This is a genomic window from Maricaulis sp. W15 (genome assembly GCF_001924955.1).
In the GTDB taxonomy this organism is placed as follows: domain Bacteria; phylum Pseudomonadota; class Alphaproteobacteria; order Caulobacterales; family Maricaulaceae; genus Maricaulis; species Maricaulis maris.
In genome coordinates this window covers 492626-507923 of record NZ_LQXG01000012.1, presented here as the reverse complement: position 1 = coordinate 507923, position 15298 = coordinate 492626, and the positions used below count along the sequence as shown (strand labels likewise).

Below are 15298 nucleotides of genomic sequence, written 5' to 3'. Positions count from 1 at the left end.
CTAAACGCTGGGTACGCGCGAAGGGGCCAAACCCGCTCACGGCTTGCCAAGGCAGCCAGGGACCTAACGGCCTCCTTCGCGCAACCATCCTACATCATCGCAAAACACAGGGACCTATGTGCCGGTGACCAGCTAGGTCCCTGACTTTCGCCCCACCTTCGCGGGGCGTCCATCAGGGATGACAACAACTGGGTGAGCGCGATGCGAAAAAATCGGCGCCTCGCGCGGAGCCGACCATAAATCACTTGTCAGCCAGCGGGCCGTATCCGGTTCTTGAGGTCAAGGGCGCCAAAGGCGCTAGCAGCGGATCGGCTTGGCGATCGAGTGAGCAATGATGGCGTAGACCAAGCTTGCCGCGAAACATATGCCGACAATCCATGGCAAGGGCGCGGCGAATTCGTCGGGAATCTTGTCGGATAGCAAGATGACCATCATGGTCATTCCGGCCAGCCATACCGATGCAAACGAACAGATCAGCGGGATGAATGGCCAGACCGCCATGCGTTGGGCGAAGTTGCATTCAGGGCAATGCGGGATCGGGTCACGACCAGTGAAGTGATAATAGTCCCCAATGTGAGATATCGGCTCACCGGCCGGACCAAGCTGTCGCCGCTTATCCTGGAGTTCGGCGACGTAGGCATCGAATACATGCCCGCAACCGAGACATTTCATCCGTCCCCAGCCCATCCGTGTTTACCCCGCCAACTTCATCGCCGCCCGCTTCGCGAAATACGTCACCACACCCGCCGCGCCGGCGCGCTTGAAGGCCAGCAGGCTTTCCATCATCACGCGGTCGCCATCGATCCAGCCATTGGCGGCGGCGGCTTCGATCATCGCGTACTCGCCGGAGACCTGGAAGGCATAGACCGGGACGGGGAAGGCGTCGGAGAGGGCGCGGACGATGTCGAGATAGGGCAGGCCGGGCTTGACCATGACCATGTCGGCGCCCTCGGCGATGTCGAGTTCGACCTCGCGCAGGCATTCATCGCGATTGGACGGGTCCATCTGATAGGTCTGCTTGTCGCCCTTCAGGGCAGCGGCCGAGCCGATCGCCTCGCGATAGGGGCCATAAAAACCCGAAGCATATTTGGCGGCATAGGAGAGGATCATCGTGTCGTGATGGCCTTCACCTTCCAGTGCTTCGCGGATGGCGCCGATGCGGCCATCCATCATGTCCGACGGGGCGACCACATCGCAGCCGGCATCGGCCTGGACCAGGGCCTGTTCGATCAGGCGTTCGACGGTCTCGTCATTGGCGATCCGGTCGCCCTGCAAAATGCCGTCATGACCGTGCGTGGTGAAAGGATCGAGCGCGACATCGCAGATCACGCCGAGATCGGGAGCGGCATCCTTGATGGTACGGATGGCATTGGGCACGAGACCGTCCGGGTTCAGGGCCTCGCTGCCAGCATCGTCCTTCTTTGACGGATCGATATGCGGGAAGATCGCCATGGCCGGGATGCCCAGGGCCTGCGCTTCCTTGGCGGCCTTCGCCAGTGCAGCGAGGGACAGGCGTTCCACGCCCGGCATGGCGGCAACAGGCTCGACCGGATCGGCGGTATCCGACACCACGACCGACCAGATCAGATCATTCACCGACAGGGAATTTTCGCGCACAAGGCGGCGTGACCAGTCGGCCTGGCGGGTGCGGCGAAGGCGGGTATTGGGATACATGTCGGCCTCTGGTCTTCTTCGTCTGCAATGACATATCAATCTTGCCGCCGCGGCAAACCCGCGTTACGGCTCCGGCCAAAGCCGTCGGACAAGATTTGTCTGCCAAACAACTGAATAGCAACAGGAGTGCTGCTGTGGATTTCGCTCTCACAGAAGATCAGACCCTGATCCGCGACATGGCGAGAAAATTCGCCGAAGACCGTTTGAAGCCCAATGCGGCCAAATGGGACGAGGAAAAATACTTCCCCGTGGAAGTGATGCGCGAAGCCGCCGAGCTCGGTTTCGCCGGTATTTATACGCGCGAGGATGTCGGTGGATCCGCCCTGTCGCGTCTTGATGCCGCGATCATCTTTGAGGAGCTGTCGCGCGGCTGCGTGCCGACGGCAGCCTTCCTGTCGATCCACAATATGTGTGCCTGGATGATCGACAGCTGGGGCAATGAGGAGCAGCGCCAGCGTTTCCTGCCCGGCATGATGACGATGGAGAAGATCGCGTCTTACTGCCTGACCGAGCCGGGTGCCGGCTCCGACGCGGCCCAGCTGCGCACCAAGGCCGTGCGCGATGGCGATCATTATGTGCTCAATGGTTCGAAGGCCTTCATCTCGGGCGCCGGCACGTCGGATTATTATGTCGTCATGTGCCGCACCGGCGGAGACGGTCCCAAGGGCATCTCCACCATCGTGGTCGAGAAGGACGCGCCGGGCCTCTCCTTTGGAGCGAACGAGCGGAAGATGGGCTGGAATGCCCAGCCGACCCGCGTTGTCACCTTCGAGGATTGCCGCGTGCCCGCCGCCAATCTTCTGGCGGAAGAGGGGATGGGCTTCACCCTGGCGATGAAGGGCCTCAATGGCGGCCGCATCAATATCGGGGCCTGCTCTCTGGGCGGGGCGACCGAGGCTTTCGAGCTGGCGAAAGACTATGTCGGCACGCGCAAGCAGTTCGGCCGCGAGATCGGGCAATTCCAGGTCACCCAGTTCAAGCTGGCCGACATGGCGACCGAGCTCGAAGCCTCTCGCATGATGCTTTATCGTGGCGCCGCGGCGATCGATGCCGGTGACCCGTCGGCTGCCAAATATTGCGCGATGGCCAAGCGGTTTGCGACCGACACCTGTTTCGACGTCGCCAACCAGGCCCTGCAGCTGCATGGCGGTTATGGCTATCTCCAGGACTATCCGCTCGAACGCATCGTCCGCGATCTCCGCGTCCACCAGATCCTGGAAGGTACGAATGAGATCATGCGGGTGATCATTGCCAAGGATGTGATGAGGTAGGGAAACGCTGTTCGGGAAGCCAGTTTCGCGTTATGATCTGACCATAATGTTGGTCAGGAGAAAATCATGATCGAAGTCGGTGTCCTGGAAGCCAAGACGCGTCTCTCCGCCCTGCTCGAGATGATCGAACAGGGTGAGGGGCCGATCGCGATCACCCGATACGGCAAGCGGATTGCGGTCCTTGCCAAGGATGTCAGCTATGACGAGCCGCCGCGCCTGTCCGGTACGGAATTGGCAGCGCGCTTGAAGGCTTTTCGCGAGCGCCAATCATCAGCGCCGCAACTGGACGGTCTTGGCTGGGACGAAATCAAGGACGAGAATCGGAAGTGACGCCGCTTGTCGTTGACGCATCAGCGGCCATCGCCTGGTTGGTGCGCTCGCAATCAGGGCCGGTGAGTGAAGCCTTTATCGGCAAGCTGGACGTTTACGAGTTGATCGCGCCGGATGTCTTTGCCTGGGAGATGGCCAACCTCTTGCGCCGCTTCGCGTTGGCAGGCGTGCTGGACCTGGACGAGGGTCTGGGTGAGTTGTCGGCTCTAGATATTCGTCATGCGCCATCGCGACCGGCCCAGCGCATATATGAGCTTGCACCTGTCGCCTTTGCGCTGAAGCTCAGCGTGTATGATACGGCCTATCTCGCCTTGGCGGTCGAAGCCGATGCGGAACTGGTCTCACGCGACAGAGCCCTGTTGACGGCGGCGCGGGCACACGCCATCCCGTGTCACGACTTGAGTGAGTAGAGCGGAGCCAACATGACCGACGAACCCGAAATCATCGCCCGCAAGATCGGCCAGATCGGCCGGATCACGCTCAATCGTCCCAAGGCGCTCAATGCGCTGACCCATGGCATGTGCCTCGCCATGATCGAGGCGCTGCAGGCCTGGCGGAATGACGATGAGGTTCAGGCCATCGTCGTTGACGGGGCTGGCGAGAAGGGGTTTTGCGCTGGCGGGGATATTCTCCAGTTGCACAATTCCGGCAGGGCGGGCGACGACAAGGCTTGGCTGTTCTGGCGCGATGAGTACCAGCTCAACACGCTGATCCATCATTATCCCAAACCCTATGTCGCCCTGATTGACGGCATCACCATGGGCGGCGGTGTGGGGGTGTCGGTGCATGGCTCGCACCGGGTTGCCGGCGACCGGACGATGCTGGCCATGCCGGAAACCGGGATCGGCTTTCACCCGGATGTCGGCGGCGCCTATTTCCTGCCGCGCCTCGCTGGCGAGATCGGCATCTGGATGGGGTTGACCGGCGCCCGTCTGAAAGCTCCCGATTGTGTCGCCGCGGGCCTCGCCACGCATTACTGCCCGTCCGGCCAGTTCGATGCGCTGGTCTCGGCTCTGGAGGCCGCCGACCTGACCGGCGAGGATGCGCTGGAAGTCCTGCTTGAGGAATATTCCGGCGATCCGGGTGACAGTGACCTCTCGGTGACGCGCGGCCTGATCGATGCGGCCTTTGCCGGTGATAGCGTCGAAGAGATTCTCGCCCGCATCGAGGCGGCCGGTGACCCCTGGTCGGCCAAACAGGCGAAAATCCTTGCCACCAAATCACCGACCGCGCTCAAACTGACCCTGGCCTGCCTGCGCAAGGGCGCTGATCTCTCCTTCGGGGATGTGATGTGCCAGGACTTGCGGGTGTCCAGCTGGTGCCTGACCGGGACCGATTTCTACGAGGGTGTTCGCGCCGTGATCATCGACAAGGATCAGGCACCGAAATGGGCGCCGGCCGCAGATGACAGCGCGATCGAAAAGGCGTTCGCACCGCTTGATGCGGCCCATGAGATGAGCTTTCTCGACGAGGCCTGACGGTCACGACACGCAGACCACCAAGAAGACACCACAAAGAACACCACCATCCACCGGGAGACACAAAATGGCCCGCATCGCCTTTATCGGACTTGGAAACATGGGCTCCGGCATGGCCGCCAACCTGGTCAAGGCCGGCCATGAGGTCCACGCTTTCGACCTCAGCGCCGACGCAGTTGCCCACGCCGTGGAGCAGGGCGCCAAAGCCGCCGGTTCGGCGGTGGATGCGGTCACCGGCTCTGATGCCGTGGTCACCATGCTGCCCGCGGGCAAGCATGTCCGCGGTGTCTATGAAGGCCAGATTTTCGGCGCAGCCGCGCCGGGCACGCTTTTCCTCGATTGCTCGACCATTGATGTCGACAGTGCGCGCCATGTCGGCGGGCTCGCGGTGGAGAAGGGGTTCCGCTTTGTCGATGCGCCGGTTTCCGGCGGCGTCGCAGCGGCACAGGCTGGCACGCTGACCTTCATGGTCGGTGGTTCCGAGAGTGACTTCGCGGCGGCCGAACCGATCCTCGATGCGATGGGCAAGGCAGTGATCCGCGCCGGCGATGTCGGTGCCGGCCAAGCCGCCAAGATCTGCAACAACATGCTGCTGGCGATTACCATGATCGGCACCTGCGAGGCGTTTGCCCTGGCCGAGAAACTGGGTCTGGACCAACAGAATTTCTTCGACATTGCCTCCAAGGCGTCCGGCCAGTCCTGGTCGATGACCTCCTATTGCCCGGTGCCGGGCCCGATCCCGACCACACCGGCGAATAACGGCTACAAGCCGGGCTTTGCGACAGCGATGATGCTGAAAGATCTCAAGCTGGCCCAGGACGCCGCGCAAAGCGCCGGCGCAACCACGCCGCTGGGTGCCCAGGCCGAAGCGCTCTACGCCATGTTCGACAATCTTGGCGGCGGTTCGGCCGACTTTTCCGGTATCTACAAACTGCTCGATGGCAGCTGGCAGAACAGGTGATTCGCATTTGAGCGTGCCCGTTAAGGGGATTTTTGCGCTTTCACATTACTGTCTCCACTGAACGTAAAAAACGATCATCAAAGATCGGGTGGAGTGTGTGTGATGGCGATGGCAGAAAGCGTGGCTCCGGAAGCGGCGCCGAGTTCCGATTATCTTGAGCTTCTTCAACTGGTGGAACGTCTCCATCGGCAATTGCTCGATGTGGTCAAGGATGAGCTGGACCGCGAAGGGCTGGATGATCTGAACAGTGTGCAGGCTCTGTTGCTGTTCAACATCGGTGACCAGGAATTGACCGCCGGCGAATTGCGCACACGCGGCCATTATCTTGGCTCGAATGTCTCCTACAATCTCAAAAAGCTCGTTGATGCCGGCTATATCCGCCATGAGCGCTCGGCAGTTGATCGGCGCTCGGTGCGGGTCAGCCTGACCGAGAGCGGCTTTGCCGTGTGCGGTCATCTCAACAAGCTTTTCGATCGCCAGGGCACGGCGCTGAACCCGGTCGGCGGGGTCGATGTCGACCAGCTGCCCGGAATGAACACCGCGCTCGCCCGTATCGAGCGCTTCTGGGCCGATCATATCCGCTTCAGGATGTAACGCGCGGCCGGTCTGCCTGCGTCACACTAGGTCTTCTGCAACACGAGGAAGGTGCATTCCGGACCGGCATGCACCTTTTTCTGTTTGCGGTATTTGCGCCCGGTCTGCATCGGTCGATCGCCCGGCATTTTGTGGTAAAATCGACGCCATGCCGCGGGCCAAGTCGTGATGATCAACGGCTTGCGGGCAGATATTCAGGGATGTTGCGTGGCCAAGCACCGTATTTTCACCACAAGTTTCGCTTCCGTTTATCCGCACTATGTTGCCAAGGCGGAGAAGAAGGGGCGGACGAAGGCGGAGGTGGACGCCATCATTGGCTGGTTGACCGGTTATAGTGATACCGAACTCGATGCCCGGATTGCCGATAAGACGGATTTCGAGACTTTCTTCGGTTCGGCGCCCCGCCTCAATCCGGATCGTGCGTTGATCAAGGGGGTTGTGTGCGGCGTTCGCGTCGAAGAGGTCGAGGATCCGACGATGCGCGAGATACGCTATCTCGACAAGTTGGTGGACGAGTTGGCGCGCGGCAAGGCGATGGCGAAGATTCTCCGTTCGCAATAGCGCTCAACCGAAGCCTGGCTGTGGCGATCGTCCTGTGAATCCCACCCGACGGATTTGTGCAGTTGGTGTTTGGGGCATGCAAGCCCCGAATATTATACGGGTATAGCTCGCATCACTGCAGGTTATTGTGATATTTCATGGGGGTGCGGCTGTCTGTCCTGTCGCCCTGGCACGGCAATGCGGTTAGACAGTCTGCGAGATCACGACTTGATCGGGCACGCACCATGAAAGGCCCCGAGATGAATTATGAACGCGCCTTTGAAGATGCTGTCCGCCGCGTCAAGGCCGAAGGGCGCTATCGCGTCTTCGCCGACCTGCTGCGTCGCAAGGGCGAGTTTCCGGTAGCGCGCTGGCGCTCGGAAGACGGCAAGGTGCGGGACGTCACGGTCTGGTGCTCGAATGATTATCTCGGCATGGGGCAATTGCCCTGCGTCGTCGAGTCGATGAAAAAAGCGATCGATGATGTCGGGTCCGGCGCTGGCGGGACGCGCAATATTTCCGGCACCACGCATTACCATGTCGAACTGGAGCGCTCGCTCGCCGACCTGCACCAGAAGGATGCGGCGCTGCTGTTCACCTCGGGCTATATTGCCAATGAGGCGACGCTGGCGACGCTGGGCAAGATCCTGCCGGGCCTGATCATGTTCTCCGATGAACTCAATCACGCCTCGATGATCGAAGGCGTGAAGGGCGCGCGCTGTGAAAAGCGGATCTGGCGCCATAATGACATCGCCCATCTTGAGGAATTGCTGGCCGCAGCGCCGCCGGACGCGCCGAAAGTCATCGCGTTTGAATCCGTCTACTCGATGGACGGTGATATCGGTCCGATCGAAGCTGTTTGTGACCTGGCCGCGAAATATGGCGCGCTGACCTATCTCGATGAAGTGCATGCCGTCGGGCTCTACGGTCTGCGCGGCGCCGGCATCGCCGAGCGCGAAGGGCTGATGGACCGGATCGACATTGTCGAAGGCACGCTCGGCAAGGCTTTCGGTGTGATGGGTGGGTATATCGCAGCCGACGGGGCCATCGTCGACGCCATCCGCTCGCTGGCGCCGGGTTTCATCTTCACCACAGCGCTGCCGCCCGCATTGGCCGCCGGCGCCAGGGCTAGCGTCGAATATCTCAAGGCCGCGCACCATCTGCGCGAACATCATCAGGAGCGTGCCGCGACGCTCAAGGCCAAGCTCAGTGATGCCGGTTATCCGGTGATGCCCTCGGTGACCCATATCGTACCGGTCAAGGTCGGTGATCCGGTCTTGTGTAAGCGCATGTCCGACATGCTGCTTGAGGATCACGGCATCTACGTGCAGCCGATCAATTATCCGACGGTACCGCGCGGAACCGAGCGCTTACGGCTGACACCGACACCGCTGCACAGCGATGAAATGTTTGACCAACTCATTGCCGCTCTCGATGATGTCTGGGAACGGGCTTGCGAACAGACCGGGGTGGCCCGGGCCTGACAGGCAGCGCCCGCATGCCGAGGTAGCAAGATGGCCGGCGACATATTCGTCGAAATCCAGCGTGTGGGGAATGCGTTGCGCGTTGCGGCGATCGACGCCACGACGGCTGAAGAAGTTGTCTTTCAGGTGCCGTCAAACACGCCGCGGGCCAGTATCGACGATCTGGCCCGGGCCAAGCTGGCCTGGAAACTCAAGCGCGCCTCCGCCAACGAAAAACGGCCGGACACAAGGCCCGGCCGTCGTGGAATCGAAGTCTAGACGCGGTCGGCTTAGCCGTCTTTCTTGCCGCGGCCCAGACCGATATCCTTGGCAAACTGCGAGCGCTTGCGCGAATAGGCTGGTGCGACCATCGGGTAATCCGAGGGCAGGCCCCATTTCCGGCGATAATCATCCGGCGACATGTTGTATTGCGAGCGCAGATAGCGCTTGAGCATTTTCAGTTTCTTGCCGTCTTCCAGACAGACAATGTAGTCGTCGGCGACAGACTTGGACACGGCAACGGCCGGTTTGGTCTTCGGCTCCGGCTTCACTTCGGATTCCGAAACTTCCTTCATGGTTGCGTGGACAGACCGGATCAGGTCAGGAACATTATCTGCCGGCATGGAGTTGTGCGAGAGATAAGATGCGACGACATCGGTCGTCATTCGCAGCAATTCTTCCTTGTCGACGTCAGGGAGCATGTCTTCGGCCATCGGGGCAACCTTTCAAACGTTGTCTTGCTTTTGTCACAAGTGGTGACTTCATTCATTATTGCAATGGGTGATCGGTATTATGAGTTGATGTTCAGTTCAAGCGTGTGAGTATGAATATCTTTCATGCGCGATACCACACATAACACTGCGTAAGTAAACTGGCTGACCTGGGCTGGTGGGCAGCAGACCTGTCATACCGTCAATTGCCCGCTTGCCCCGTCGGGAGCAGCACCTTATCACACGGGTCAAATATGATGAGGATGTGTCATGCCCGATACCCAGGTCGAAGCCGGTAGTGAAAGCCCGTTTTTCACGCGCTCCATCGTCGAGAGTGATCGTGAGATCGCGCACGCCATTCATGAGGAAATCCAGCGCCAGCAGAGCCAGGTCGAGCTGATTGCGTCGGAGAATATCGTGTCGCGAGCCGTGCTCGAGGCACAAGGCTCGCCGCTGACCAACAAATACGCGGAGGGTTATCCTGGTCGTCGTTATTATGGCGGCTGCGAGCATGTCGATGTGGTCGAGACGCTGGCCATCGAGCGCGCCAAGGCGCTGTTCGGCGCCCAGTACGCCAATGTCCAGCCCAATTCCGGCAGCCAGGCCAACCAGGGCGTTTTCCTCGCCCTGCTTCAGCCGGGTGATACCATTCTCGGCATGTCGCTGGACGCGGGTGGACACCTCACCCACGGCGCCCGCCCGAACATGTCCGGCAAATGGTTCAAGGCCGAGAGCTATGGCGTGCGCGAGAGCGATGCGCGCATCGACTATGACGCGGTACGCGCCAAGGCGCAGGAGGTCCGGCCACAGCTGATCATTGCCGGAGGCTCGGCTTATCCGCGCGAGATCGATTTTGCTGAATTCCGCAAGATCGCCGATGAGGTTGGCGCCTGGTTCATGGTCGATATGGCGCATGTGGCCGGTCTGGTCGCTGGTGGCGTCTATCCCAATCCGATGCCGCATGCCCATGTCTGTACCACGACGACCCACAAGACCTTGCGCGGCCCGCGTGGCGGCATGATCCTTACCAATGACGCCGATCTCGGCAAGAAGTTCAATTCGGCCATTTTCCCGGGCCTGCAGGGTGGCCCGCTGATGCATGTCATCGCCGGCAAGGCCGTGGCCTTCGGTGAAGCGCTGCAGCCGGAATTCAAGGATTATGTCAAACAGGTCGTCGCCAATTGCCAAGCGCTGGCCAAGGCCATCACCGATGGCGGATATGCGATCGTGTCGGGCGGCACCGACAGTCATCTCGCACTTGTTGACCTGCGCCCCAAGGGTCTGAAGGGCAATATTGCCGAGCAGGCGCTCGAGCGTGCCTACATCACCTGCAACAAGAACGGCGTTCCTTTCGATCCGGAGAAGCCGACCGTCACCTCCGGCTTGCGCGTCGGCTCGCCTGCCGCGACCACGCGAGGCTTCGGTGAAGCCGAATTTACCTTGGTTGGCGAGTTGATGGTGAAGGTCCTCGACTCCTTGGTTGATGCGCCCGACGGCAATGCCGAAATCGAGGCTGAAGTGCGCGAGGCGGTGAAGGCGCTCACGGCACGCTTCCCCATCTATCCCGAACTGGCCTAAGATACGCGCATGCGTTGTCCTTTTTGCGGTCATCCTGACACCCAGGTCAAAGATTCCCGTCCTGCCGAGGACGGGAATGCCATCCGGCGTCGGCGGCAATGCCCGTCCTGCGCGGCCCGTTTCACCACGTTCGAGCGCGTGCAGCTGCGCGAGCTGACGGTGATGAAGAAGTCGGGACGCCGGGTGCCGTTTGATCGTGAAAAGCTCAATCGCTCGATCCAGCTGGCGATGCAGAAGCGCAATATCGAACCGGACCGGATCGACCAGATGATTTCCGGCATCGTGCGCCGCCTCGAATCGACCGGCGAGACCGATGTCACCTCGGATCGCGTCGGTGAACTGGTGATGGAAGGCCTGAAAAACCTCGATGCTGTGGCCTATGTCCGCTACGCCTCGGTCTACAAGGACTTCCACAAGGTTGAGGATTTCCGCGAATTCATCACCGATGAAGCGCTCACCGCTCATTTCGGCGAACCTGACGACGACGGCGGGGCATGACCGGCACCGAGCGACCGCGGGTCACGCTCAAGCTTGCCACCTCGCTCGACGGCATGATTGCGCTGGGCAATGGCGCGTCCAAATGGATCACCGGTCCCGAAAGCCGTGCCGTGGTGCACCGGATGCGGGCGGCGCATGATGCCATTCTCACCGGTATCGGCACCATACTGGCCGATAACCCGCAATTGACGGCTCGGCCCGAAGGCGGCTGCGAGCGCCAGCCGGATGTCATCATCATGGACTCAACCGGGCGGACACCGGGCGATGCCGCCGTGTTCAAGGGCGGCGACCGGTCGGTGACCTTGATCCCGCACCGTGATGTTGCTCGCGCCATCACCGGCCATGAGCGTGTGATGGTCGAGGCGGGTGGCAAGATAGCCGCCGCCATGATCAAGGCGAACCTGGTTGATTGCATCGAATGGTTCCGCGCTCCGATCGTTCTCGGCGGTGACGGATTGCCTGTGATGGCAGCGCTGGGCCTTGAGACACTCGACAAAGCCCCCATTTTCAGGCGGACCGGTGTCGTCGAGCGCGGCGCCGACCTGCAGGAAACATATGAACGGATCCGCTGATGTTCACCGGGATTGTCACCGCCAAGGGCCGCATCCGCGCGATCAGTGGTCAAAATGTGCGACGCTTTGAAATCGAGGCACCGTACGACGCCGACACGATCGCGCTCGGTGCGTCGATCGCCCATGCCGGCGCCTGCCTGACCGTGGTCGACAAGGGCGCGAGCGGCGAGGGCTGCTGGTTTGCGGTCGAAATTTCCCCGGAGACGCTTCGGCTGACCACGCTCGGTGGTTGGCGCGAGGGCGACCCGGTCAATCTCGAACGCGCCCTGGCGATGGGCGAGGAGCTGGGCGGGCACCTGGTTACCGGCCATGTCGATGGTGTCGGCGAACTTGTCGAGCGGCGCGATGAGGGCGAGTGGATCGTGCTGACCGTGCGGCCCCCGGCCGAACTCAACCGTTTCATCGCCCGCAAGGGTTCGATCACCGTTGACGGCGTGTCGCTGACCGTCAATGACGTGACCGCTGACAGCTTTGATCTGATGATCATTCCCCACACCGCCGAGGTCACGACGCTGGGCGCGCTGCAAATTGGCGCACACGTCAATCTTGAGGTTGACCTCATGGCGCGCTACGCCGCCCGCCTGAGCGAATTCTCGCCGGCCTGATATTTGGAGACGCGCGTGAGCGACATCCCACTTTCCCCCATCGAGGACGTCATCGAGGATGCGCGCAATGGGCGCATGTTCATCCTGGTCGATGCCGAGGACCGCGAGAATGAGGGCGACCTGGTCATCCCCGCGAAGTTCGCCACGCCGGACGCGGTCAACTTCATGGCCAAGCATGGCCGCGGCCTGATCTGCCTGGCGATGAGCCAGGAGCGGGTCGAACAGCTCGATCTCAAATTGATGTCCAGCGACAATCGCTCGCGCCACCAGACCGCCTTCACCACCTCGATCGAAGCGCGTGAGGGCGTCACCACCGGCATTTCCGCACATGACCGGGCCCGTACCATCGAAGTTGCGACCGACCCGTCCAAGGGCGCCGACGATATCGCCACGCCGGGCCATGTCTTCCCGCTGGTTGCCCGTGATGGCGGCGTGCTGGTCCGCGCCGGCCACACCGAGGCCTCGGTTGATGTCGCGCGTCTGGCCGGTGCCGGTTCGGCCGGTGTGATCTGCGAGATCATGAATGAGGACGGGTCGATGGCGCGCCTGCCGGACCTCGTCGCCTTTGCCCAGTTGCACGGTCTTAAGATCGGCACGATTGCCGACCTGATTGCCTATCGTCGCAAGAATGACCGCTTCATCGAGCGCCGGATCGAAAGCGAGTTCACCAGTCAATTTGGCGGTCCGTTCAAACTGATCGTCTTCCGCAACACCCTGGACGGCGCCGAGCATGTGGCGCTGGTCAAGGGTGAACCGAATGCGTCGGAACCCACGATGGTGCGCATGCACAAGGTCAGTTTCGTCGACGATGTCCTGCATGAGAGCGGTCCACGCGGGGAACTGATCGAGGCCGGGATCCGCGCCATCGCTGAGGCCAAGGGACCGGCAGTGATGGTCTTTATCCGCGAGACGTCGCACACCGCCATCATCGAGCGCCTTGGCGCCCATCCCAGCCTGCCGCAGGGCGAGCGTGAAGCGCGGCGTCTGCGCGAATATGGTGTCGGCGCCCAGATCCTGCTCGATCTCGGCGTGCGCGACATGGTGCTTTTGTCAACCAAGCCGCAGACGATTGTGGGCTTGGAAGGATATGGTCTGTCCATCCGCGAAGAGCGGCATTTTCCGGAGGGTGACGCATGAGCGCGCCGAAATATCTCATCATTGCGGGCACCTTCTACCGTGATATCGCCGATGCCCTGATCAAGGGCGCCGTTGAAGCCATCGAAGCCAAGGGCTTGGCCTTTGACATCGTGGAAGTGCCGGGCGCGCTGGAAATCCCAGGCACCATCGCCCAGGCCGAAAAGGCCGGGGCCGGCTATGACGGCTATGTTGCTTTGGGATGTGTCATTCGTGGCGAAACCTCTCATTACGACTATGTCTGCGGCGAATCCGCGCGGGGAATCATGGATTTGAACCTGCGTGCCATTCCCGTCGGAAATGGTATCCTGACGGTCGAGAACCGCGCCCAGGCCTTGAAGCGGGCGGTCGACAAGAATAAAGGCGCGGACGCAGCCAATGCAGCGATGATGTTGATCGAGCTGCGCAATCGCTTCAGGAGCGCGTGAGCATGGCCACTGCCAGCAAGGAAACCCCGTCGGAAAGCCGCGCCCGTCTGCGCCGGGCGGCCCGTCTGTCCGCCGTTCAGGCGCTCTACCAGATGGAAATCGGCGGGCTGGGTGCCAGTGCTGTCATCCGCGAGTTTCGCGACCATCGTTTCGGCGCCGACCATGAAGGTCCGGAATATGTTGAGGCGGATGAGGATTTCTTCGAGAGCCTGGTGGCCGGCGTGGTCGAGCGCCAGGCCGAGGTCGATCCGGCGATGGATGCGCTGCTGGCCGACAAATGGCGCCTGGAACGTCTCGATGCGACCGTGCGTGCGATCCTGCGTGTCGGCGGGTTTGAACTCCTGTACCGCAAGGATGTCCCGGCCCGCGTTGTGATCGACGAATATATTGAGGTCGCCAATGCCTTCTTCGAGGGCTCGGAACCCAAATTCATCAATGCAGCCTTTGATCGCTGCGCCCGCGGCGCCCGTCCGGACGAATTCTAGGCGATGGCCGGGGACGGCGAGTTCGACTTCATCCGACAGCGGCTGCAGCCGCTGACAGAAGGCGATCCCGCCGCTCTCGACCTGGCCGACGACGCCGCCTTGCTGACACCCGGAGCGGGCGAGGATCTGGTGCTGGCCTGCGACACACTGGTTGCCGGCGTGCATTTCCTCGAGACCGACACGCCGCAAGTCGTCGCCAGCCGGGCGCTGCGGACCAACCTGTCAGACCTGGCCGCCATGGGCGCTGTTCCGCGGGCCTATCTGTCGGCCATCGCCTGGCCGCGCGATCTGGATGCCGATTGGCGCGCCGCGTTCACGGCTGCCTTGCACCGTGAGCAGGCGGGGTTCGGTCTCACCCTGATCGGCGGCGACACCACATCGACACCGGGCCCCCTGACGATCAGCCTCACCCTGGTCGGAACCGTGCCGGCCGGAACCGCGCTGCGTCGCAACGGCGCGCGTATTGGCGATGATGTCTGGATCTCCGGCGTGGTTGGCGATGCCGGTCTTGGCCTGAAGGCGGCCGGTGGGGCAGGGGGCGACCTCGCCGCTTGTCGCGCCGCCTATGAGGCGCCAGAGCCGCGCTTGGCGCTCGGGGAGGCGCTGCGCGGTTTCGCCAGTGCAGCAATTGACGTCTCTGACGGGTTGCTGGCCGATGCCGGTCATGTCGCGACGGCGAGCCGCTGTGCGATCCGGATTGATGTCGATGCCGTGCCGCATTCGCCCACCGCGCACGCTTGGCTGCGCGACGGTGGACAGGTCGAAACGCTTTTGACCTCGGGTGATGATTATGAACTCCTGTTTACCGCATCGTCGGACGACAGCGCTGCGCTGACAGCGCTGGGCGGTCGGCTTGGTCTGTCGTTGACCCGGATTGGTGCGGTGCGTGATGGGGCCGGCGTCGTGGCCGAAACCGCCGACGGGCGCCGCCTTGAGCCGCAAACGGCCGGGTTTACGCATTTTTGAGGCAAGTCTGC

The 15298-nt window shown here is 61.7% G+C and carries 20 protein-coding genes; 17 read left to right on the top strand and 3 right to left on the bottom strand.

What is annotated here, in order from left to right; genetic code table 11:
* Positions 1–297: 297 nt before the first annotated feature.
* Together AWH62_RS07870 and hemB are read right to left on the bottom strand one after the other, a co-directional pair.
* Positions 298–672, bottom strand: a complete 375-nt coding sequence (locus AWH62_RS07870) for a hypothetical protein (RefSeq protein WP_075189911.1) — start codon at positions 670–672, stop codon at positions 298–300.
* A 21-nt stretch (positions 673–693) separates the two neighbouring features.
* Entirely contained in the window at positions 694–1674 is a 981-nt protein-coding gene (gene hemB, locus AWH62_RS07865; protein WP_075189910.1) for a porphobilinogen synthase, read from the bottom strand.
* Positions 1675–1808: 134 nt separating this feature from the next.
* Here hemB and AWH62_RS07860 point away from each other — a divergent pair, with 134 nt between their 5' ends.
* The 9 genes from AWH62_RS07860 (at position 1809) to AWH62_RS07820 (ending at position 8590) form a co-directional block, all read left to right on the top strand.
* Entirely contained in the window at positions 1809–2945 is a 1137-nt protein-coding gene (locus tag AWH62_RS07860) for an isobutyryl-CoA dehydrogenase (protein ID WP_075189909.1), read from the top strand.
* A gap of 66 nt (positions 2946–3011) precedes the next feature.
* Complete coding sequence (locus tag AWH62_RS07855) at positions 3012–3275, top strand: type II toxin-antitoxin system Phd/YefM family antitoxin (protein ID WP_075189908.1); 264 nt, start codon at positions 3012–3014, stop codon at positions 3273–3275.
* On the top strand, positions 3272–3685 hold the full coding sequence (locus AWH62_RS07850) for a type II toxin-antitoxin system VapC family toxin (RefSeq protein WP_075189907.1): 414 nt from the start codon (positions 3272–3274) through the stop codon (positions 3683–3685). The genes AWH62_RS07855 and AWH62_RS07850 overlap by 4 nt, the downstream gene beginning before the upstream one ends.
* A gap of 12 nt (positions 3686–3697) precedes the next feature.
* Complete coding sequence (locus AWH62_RS07845) at positions 3698–4753, top strand: enoyl-CoA hydratase/isomerase family protein (RefSeq protein ID WP_075189906.1); 1056 nt, start codon at positions 3698–3700, stop codon at positions 4751–4753.
* 67 nt (positions 4754–4820) lie between these two features.
* Positions 4821–5714, top strand: coding sequence for a 3-hydroxyisobutyrate dehydrogenase (gene mmsB / locus AWH62_RS07840; RefSeq protein ID WP_075189905.1), 894 nt, complete (start codon positions 4821–4823; stop codon positions 5712–5714).
* A gap of 102 nt (positions 5715–5816) precedes the next feature.
* A complete protein-coding gene (ldtR, locus tag AWH62_RS07835; protein ID WP_075189904.1) occupies positions 5817–6308 on the top strand; it encodes a transcriptional regulator LdtR in 492 nt (163 codons plus the stop codon).
* 207 nt (positions 6309–6515) lie between these two features.
* Positions 6516–6869, top strand: a complete 354-nt coding sequence (locus AWH62_RS07830; RefSeq protein WP_075189947.1) for a DUF2200 domain-containing protein — start codon at positions 6516–6518, stop codon at positions 6867–6869.
* 239 nt (positions 6870–7108) lie between these two features.
* Positions 7109–8332 carry a 5-aminolevulinate synthase gene (hemA, locus tag AWH62_RS07825; RefSeq protein ID WP_075189946.1) on the top strand — a complete coding sequence of 408 codons (1224 nt, stop codon included), beginning with the start codon at positions 7109–7111 and terminating at the stop codon, positions 8330–8332.
* A gap of 30 nt (positions 8333–8362) precedes the next feature.
* On the top strand, positions 8363–8590 hold the full coding sequence (locus AWH62_RS07820) for a hypothetical protein (protein WP_075189903.1): 228 nt from the start codon (positions 8363–8365) through the stop codon (positions 8588–8590).
* Between the two features lie 11 nt (positions 8591–8601).
* On the opposite strand, the gene AWH62_RS07815 is transcribed toward AWH62_RS07820, so the two are convergent.
* Positions 8602–9024 carry a MucR family transcriptional regulator gene (locus AWH62_RS07815; RefSeq protein WP_075189902.1) on the bottom strand — a complete coding sequence of 141 codons (423 nt, stop codon included), beginning with the start codon at positions 9022–9024 and terminating at the stop codon, positions 8602–8604.
* Between the two features lie 267 nt (positions 9025–9291).
* On the opposite strand from AWH62_RS07815, the gene glyA reads away from it, so the two are divergent.
* From glyA to thiL, 8 genes are read left to right on the top strand one after another with little or no spacing between them, the layout of a single operon-like run.
* Positions 9292–10599, top strand: a complete 1308-nt coding sequence (glyA, locus tag AWH62_RS07810) for a serine hydroxymethyltransferase (RefSeq protein ID WP_075189901.1) — start codon at positions 9292–9294, stop codon at positions 10597–10599.
* A gap of 9 nt (positions 10600–10608) precedes the next feature.
* A complete protein-coding gene (gene nrdR, locus AWH62_RS07805) occupies positions 10609–11097 on the top strand; it encodes a transcriptional regulator NrdR (RefSeq protein ID WP_075189900.1) in 489 nt (162 codons plus the stop codon).
* On the top strand, positions 11094–11669 hold the full coding sequence (locus AWH62_RS07800; protein WP_075189899.1) for a RibD family protein: 576 nt from the start codon (positions 11094–11096) through the stop codon (positions 11667–11669). The genes nrdR and AWH62_RS07800 overlap by 4 nt, the downstream gene beginning before the upstream one ends.
* Complete coding sequence (locus tag AWH62_RS07795; RefSeq protein ID WP_075189898.1) at positions 11669–12274, top strand: riboflavin synthase; 606 nt, start codon at positions 11669–11671, stop codon at positions 12272–12274. The genes AWH62_RS07800 and AWH62_RS07795 overlap by 1 nt, the downstream gene beginning before the upstream one ends.
* A gap of 15 nt (positions 12275–12289) precedes the next feature.
* The gene (gene ribB, locus AWH62_RS07790; RefSeq protein WP_075189945.1) at positions 12290–13411 is read left to right on the top strand and encodes a 3,4-dihydroxy-2-butanone-4-phosphate synthase; all 1122 of its coding nucleotides are present in this window, start codon (positions 12290–12292) and stop codon (positions 13409–13411) included.
* A complete protein-coding gene (gene ribH, locus AWH62_RS07785; RefSeq protein WP_075189897.1) occupies positions 13408–13836 on the top strand; it encodes a 6,7-dimethyl-8-ribityllumazine synthase in 429 nt (142 codons plus the stop codon). The genes ribB and ribH overlap by 4 nt, the downstream gene beginning before the upstream one ends.
* Before the next feature lie 2 nt (positions 13837–13838).
* The gene (nusB, locus tag AWH62_RS07780) at positions 13839–14321 is read left to right on the top strand and encodes a transcription antitermination factor NusB (protein WP_075189896.1); all 483 of its coding nucleotides are present in this window, start codon (positions 13839–13841) and stop codon (positions 14319–14321) included.
* 3 nt (positions 14322–14324) lie between these two features.
* Positions 14325–15287 (top strand): thiamine-phosphate kinase, encoded by a 963-nt coding sequence (gene thiL, locus AWH62_RS07775; protein ID WP_075189895.1) that lies wholly within the window; start codon positions 14325–14327, stop codon positions 15285–15287.
* Positions 15288–15298 lie beyond the last annotated feature (11 nt).

Bases quoted from the DNA above. Each gene is read 5' to 3' on its own strand.
- nusB (WP_075189896.1), top strand. From the start codon at position 13,839: ATGGCCACTGCCAGCAAGGAAACCCCGTCGGAAAGCCGCGCCCGTCTG.
- thiL (WP_075189895.1), top strand. From the start codon at position 14,325: ATGGCCGGGGACGGCGAGTTCGACTTCATCCGACAGCGGCTGCAGCCG.
- glyA (WP_075189901.1), top strand. From the start codon at position 9,292: ATGCCCGATACCCAGGTCGAAGCCGGTAGTGAAAGCCCGTTTTTCACG.
- ribH (WP_075189897.1), top strand. From the start codon at position 13,408: ATGAGCGCGCCGAAATATCTCATCATTGCGGGCACCTTCTACCGTGAT.
- AWH62_RS07820 (WP_075189903.1), top strand. From the start codon at position 8,363: ATGGCCGGCGACATATTCGTCGAAATCCAGCGTGTGGGGAATGCGTTG.
- mmsB (WP_075189905.1), top strand. From the start codon at position 4,821: ATGGCCCGCATCGCCTTTATCGGACTTGGAAACATGGGCTCCGGCATG.
- AWH62_RS07795 (WP_075189898.1), top strand. From the start codon at position 11,669: ATGTTCACCGGGATTGTCACCGCCAAGGGCCGCATCCGCGCGATCAGT.
- AWH62_RS07870 (WP_075189911.1), bottom strand. From the start codon at position 672: ATGAAATGTCTCGGTTGCGGGCATGTATTCGATGCCTACGTCGCCGAA.
- hemA (WP_075189946.1), top strand. From the start codon at position 7,109: ATGAATTATGAACGCGCCTTTGAAGATGCTGTCCGCCGCGTCAAGGCC.
- ldtR (WP_075189904.1), top strand. From the start codon at position 5,817: ATGGCGATGGCAGAAAGCGTGGCTCCGGAAGCGGCGCCGAGTTCCGAT.
- AWH62_RS07855 (WP_075189908.1), top strand. From the start codon at position 3,012: ATGATCGAAGTCGGTGTCCTGGAAGCCAAGACGCGTCTCTCCGCCCTG.
- AWH62_RS07845 (WP_075189906.1), top strand. From the start codon at position 3,698: ATGACCGACGAACCCGAAATCATCGCCCGCAAGATCGGCCAGATCGGC.
- nrdR (WP_075189900.1), top strand. From the start codon at position 10,609: ATGCGTTGTCCTTTTTGCGGTCATCCTGACACCCAGGTCAAAGATTCC.
- AWH62_RS07800 (WP_075189899.1), top strand. From the start codon at position 11,094: ATGACCGGCACCGAGCGACCGCGGGTCACGCTCAAGCTTGCCACCTCG.
- hemB (WP_075189910.1), bottom strand. From the start codon at position 1,674: ATGTATCCCAATACCCGCCTTCGCCGCACCCGCCAGGCCGACTGGTCA.
- AWH62_RS07815 (WP_075189902.1), bottom strand. From the start codon at position 9,024: ATGGCCGAAGACATGCTCCCTGACGTCGACAAGGAAGAATTGCTGCGA.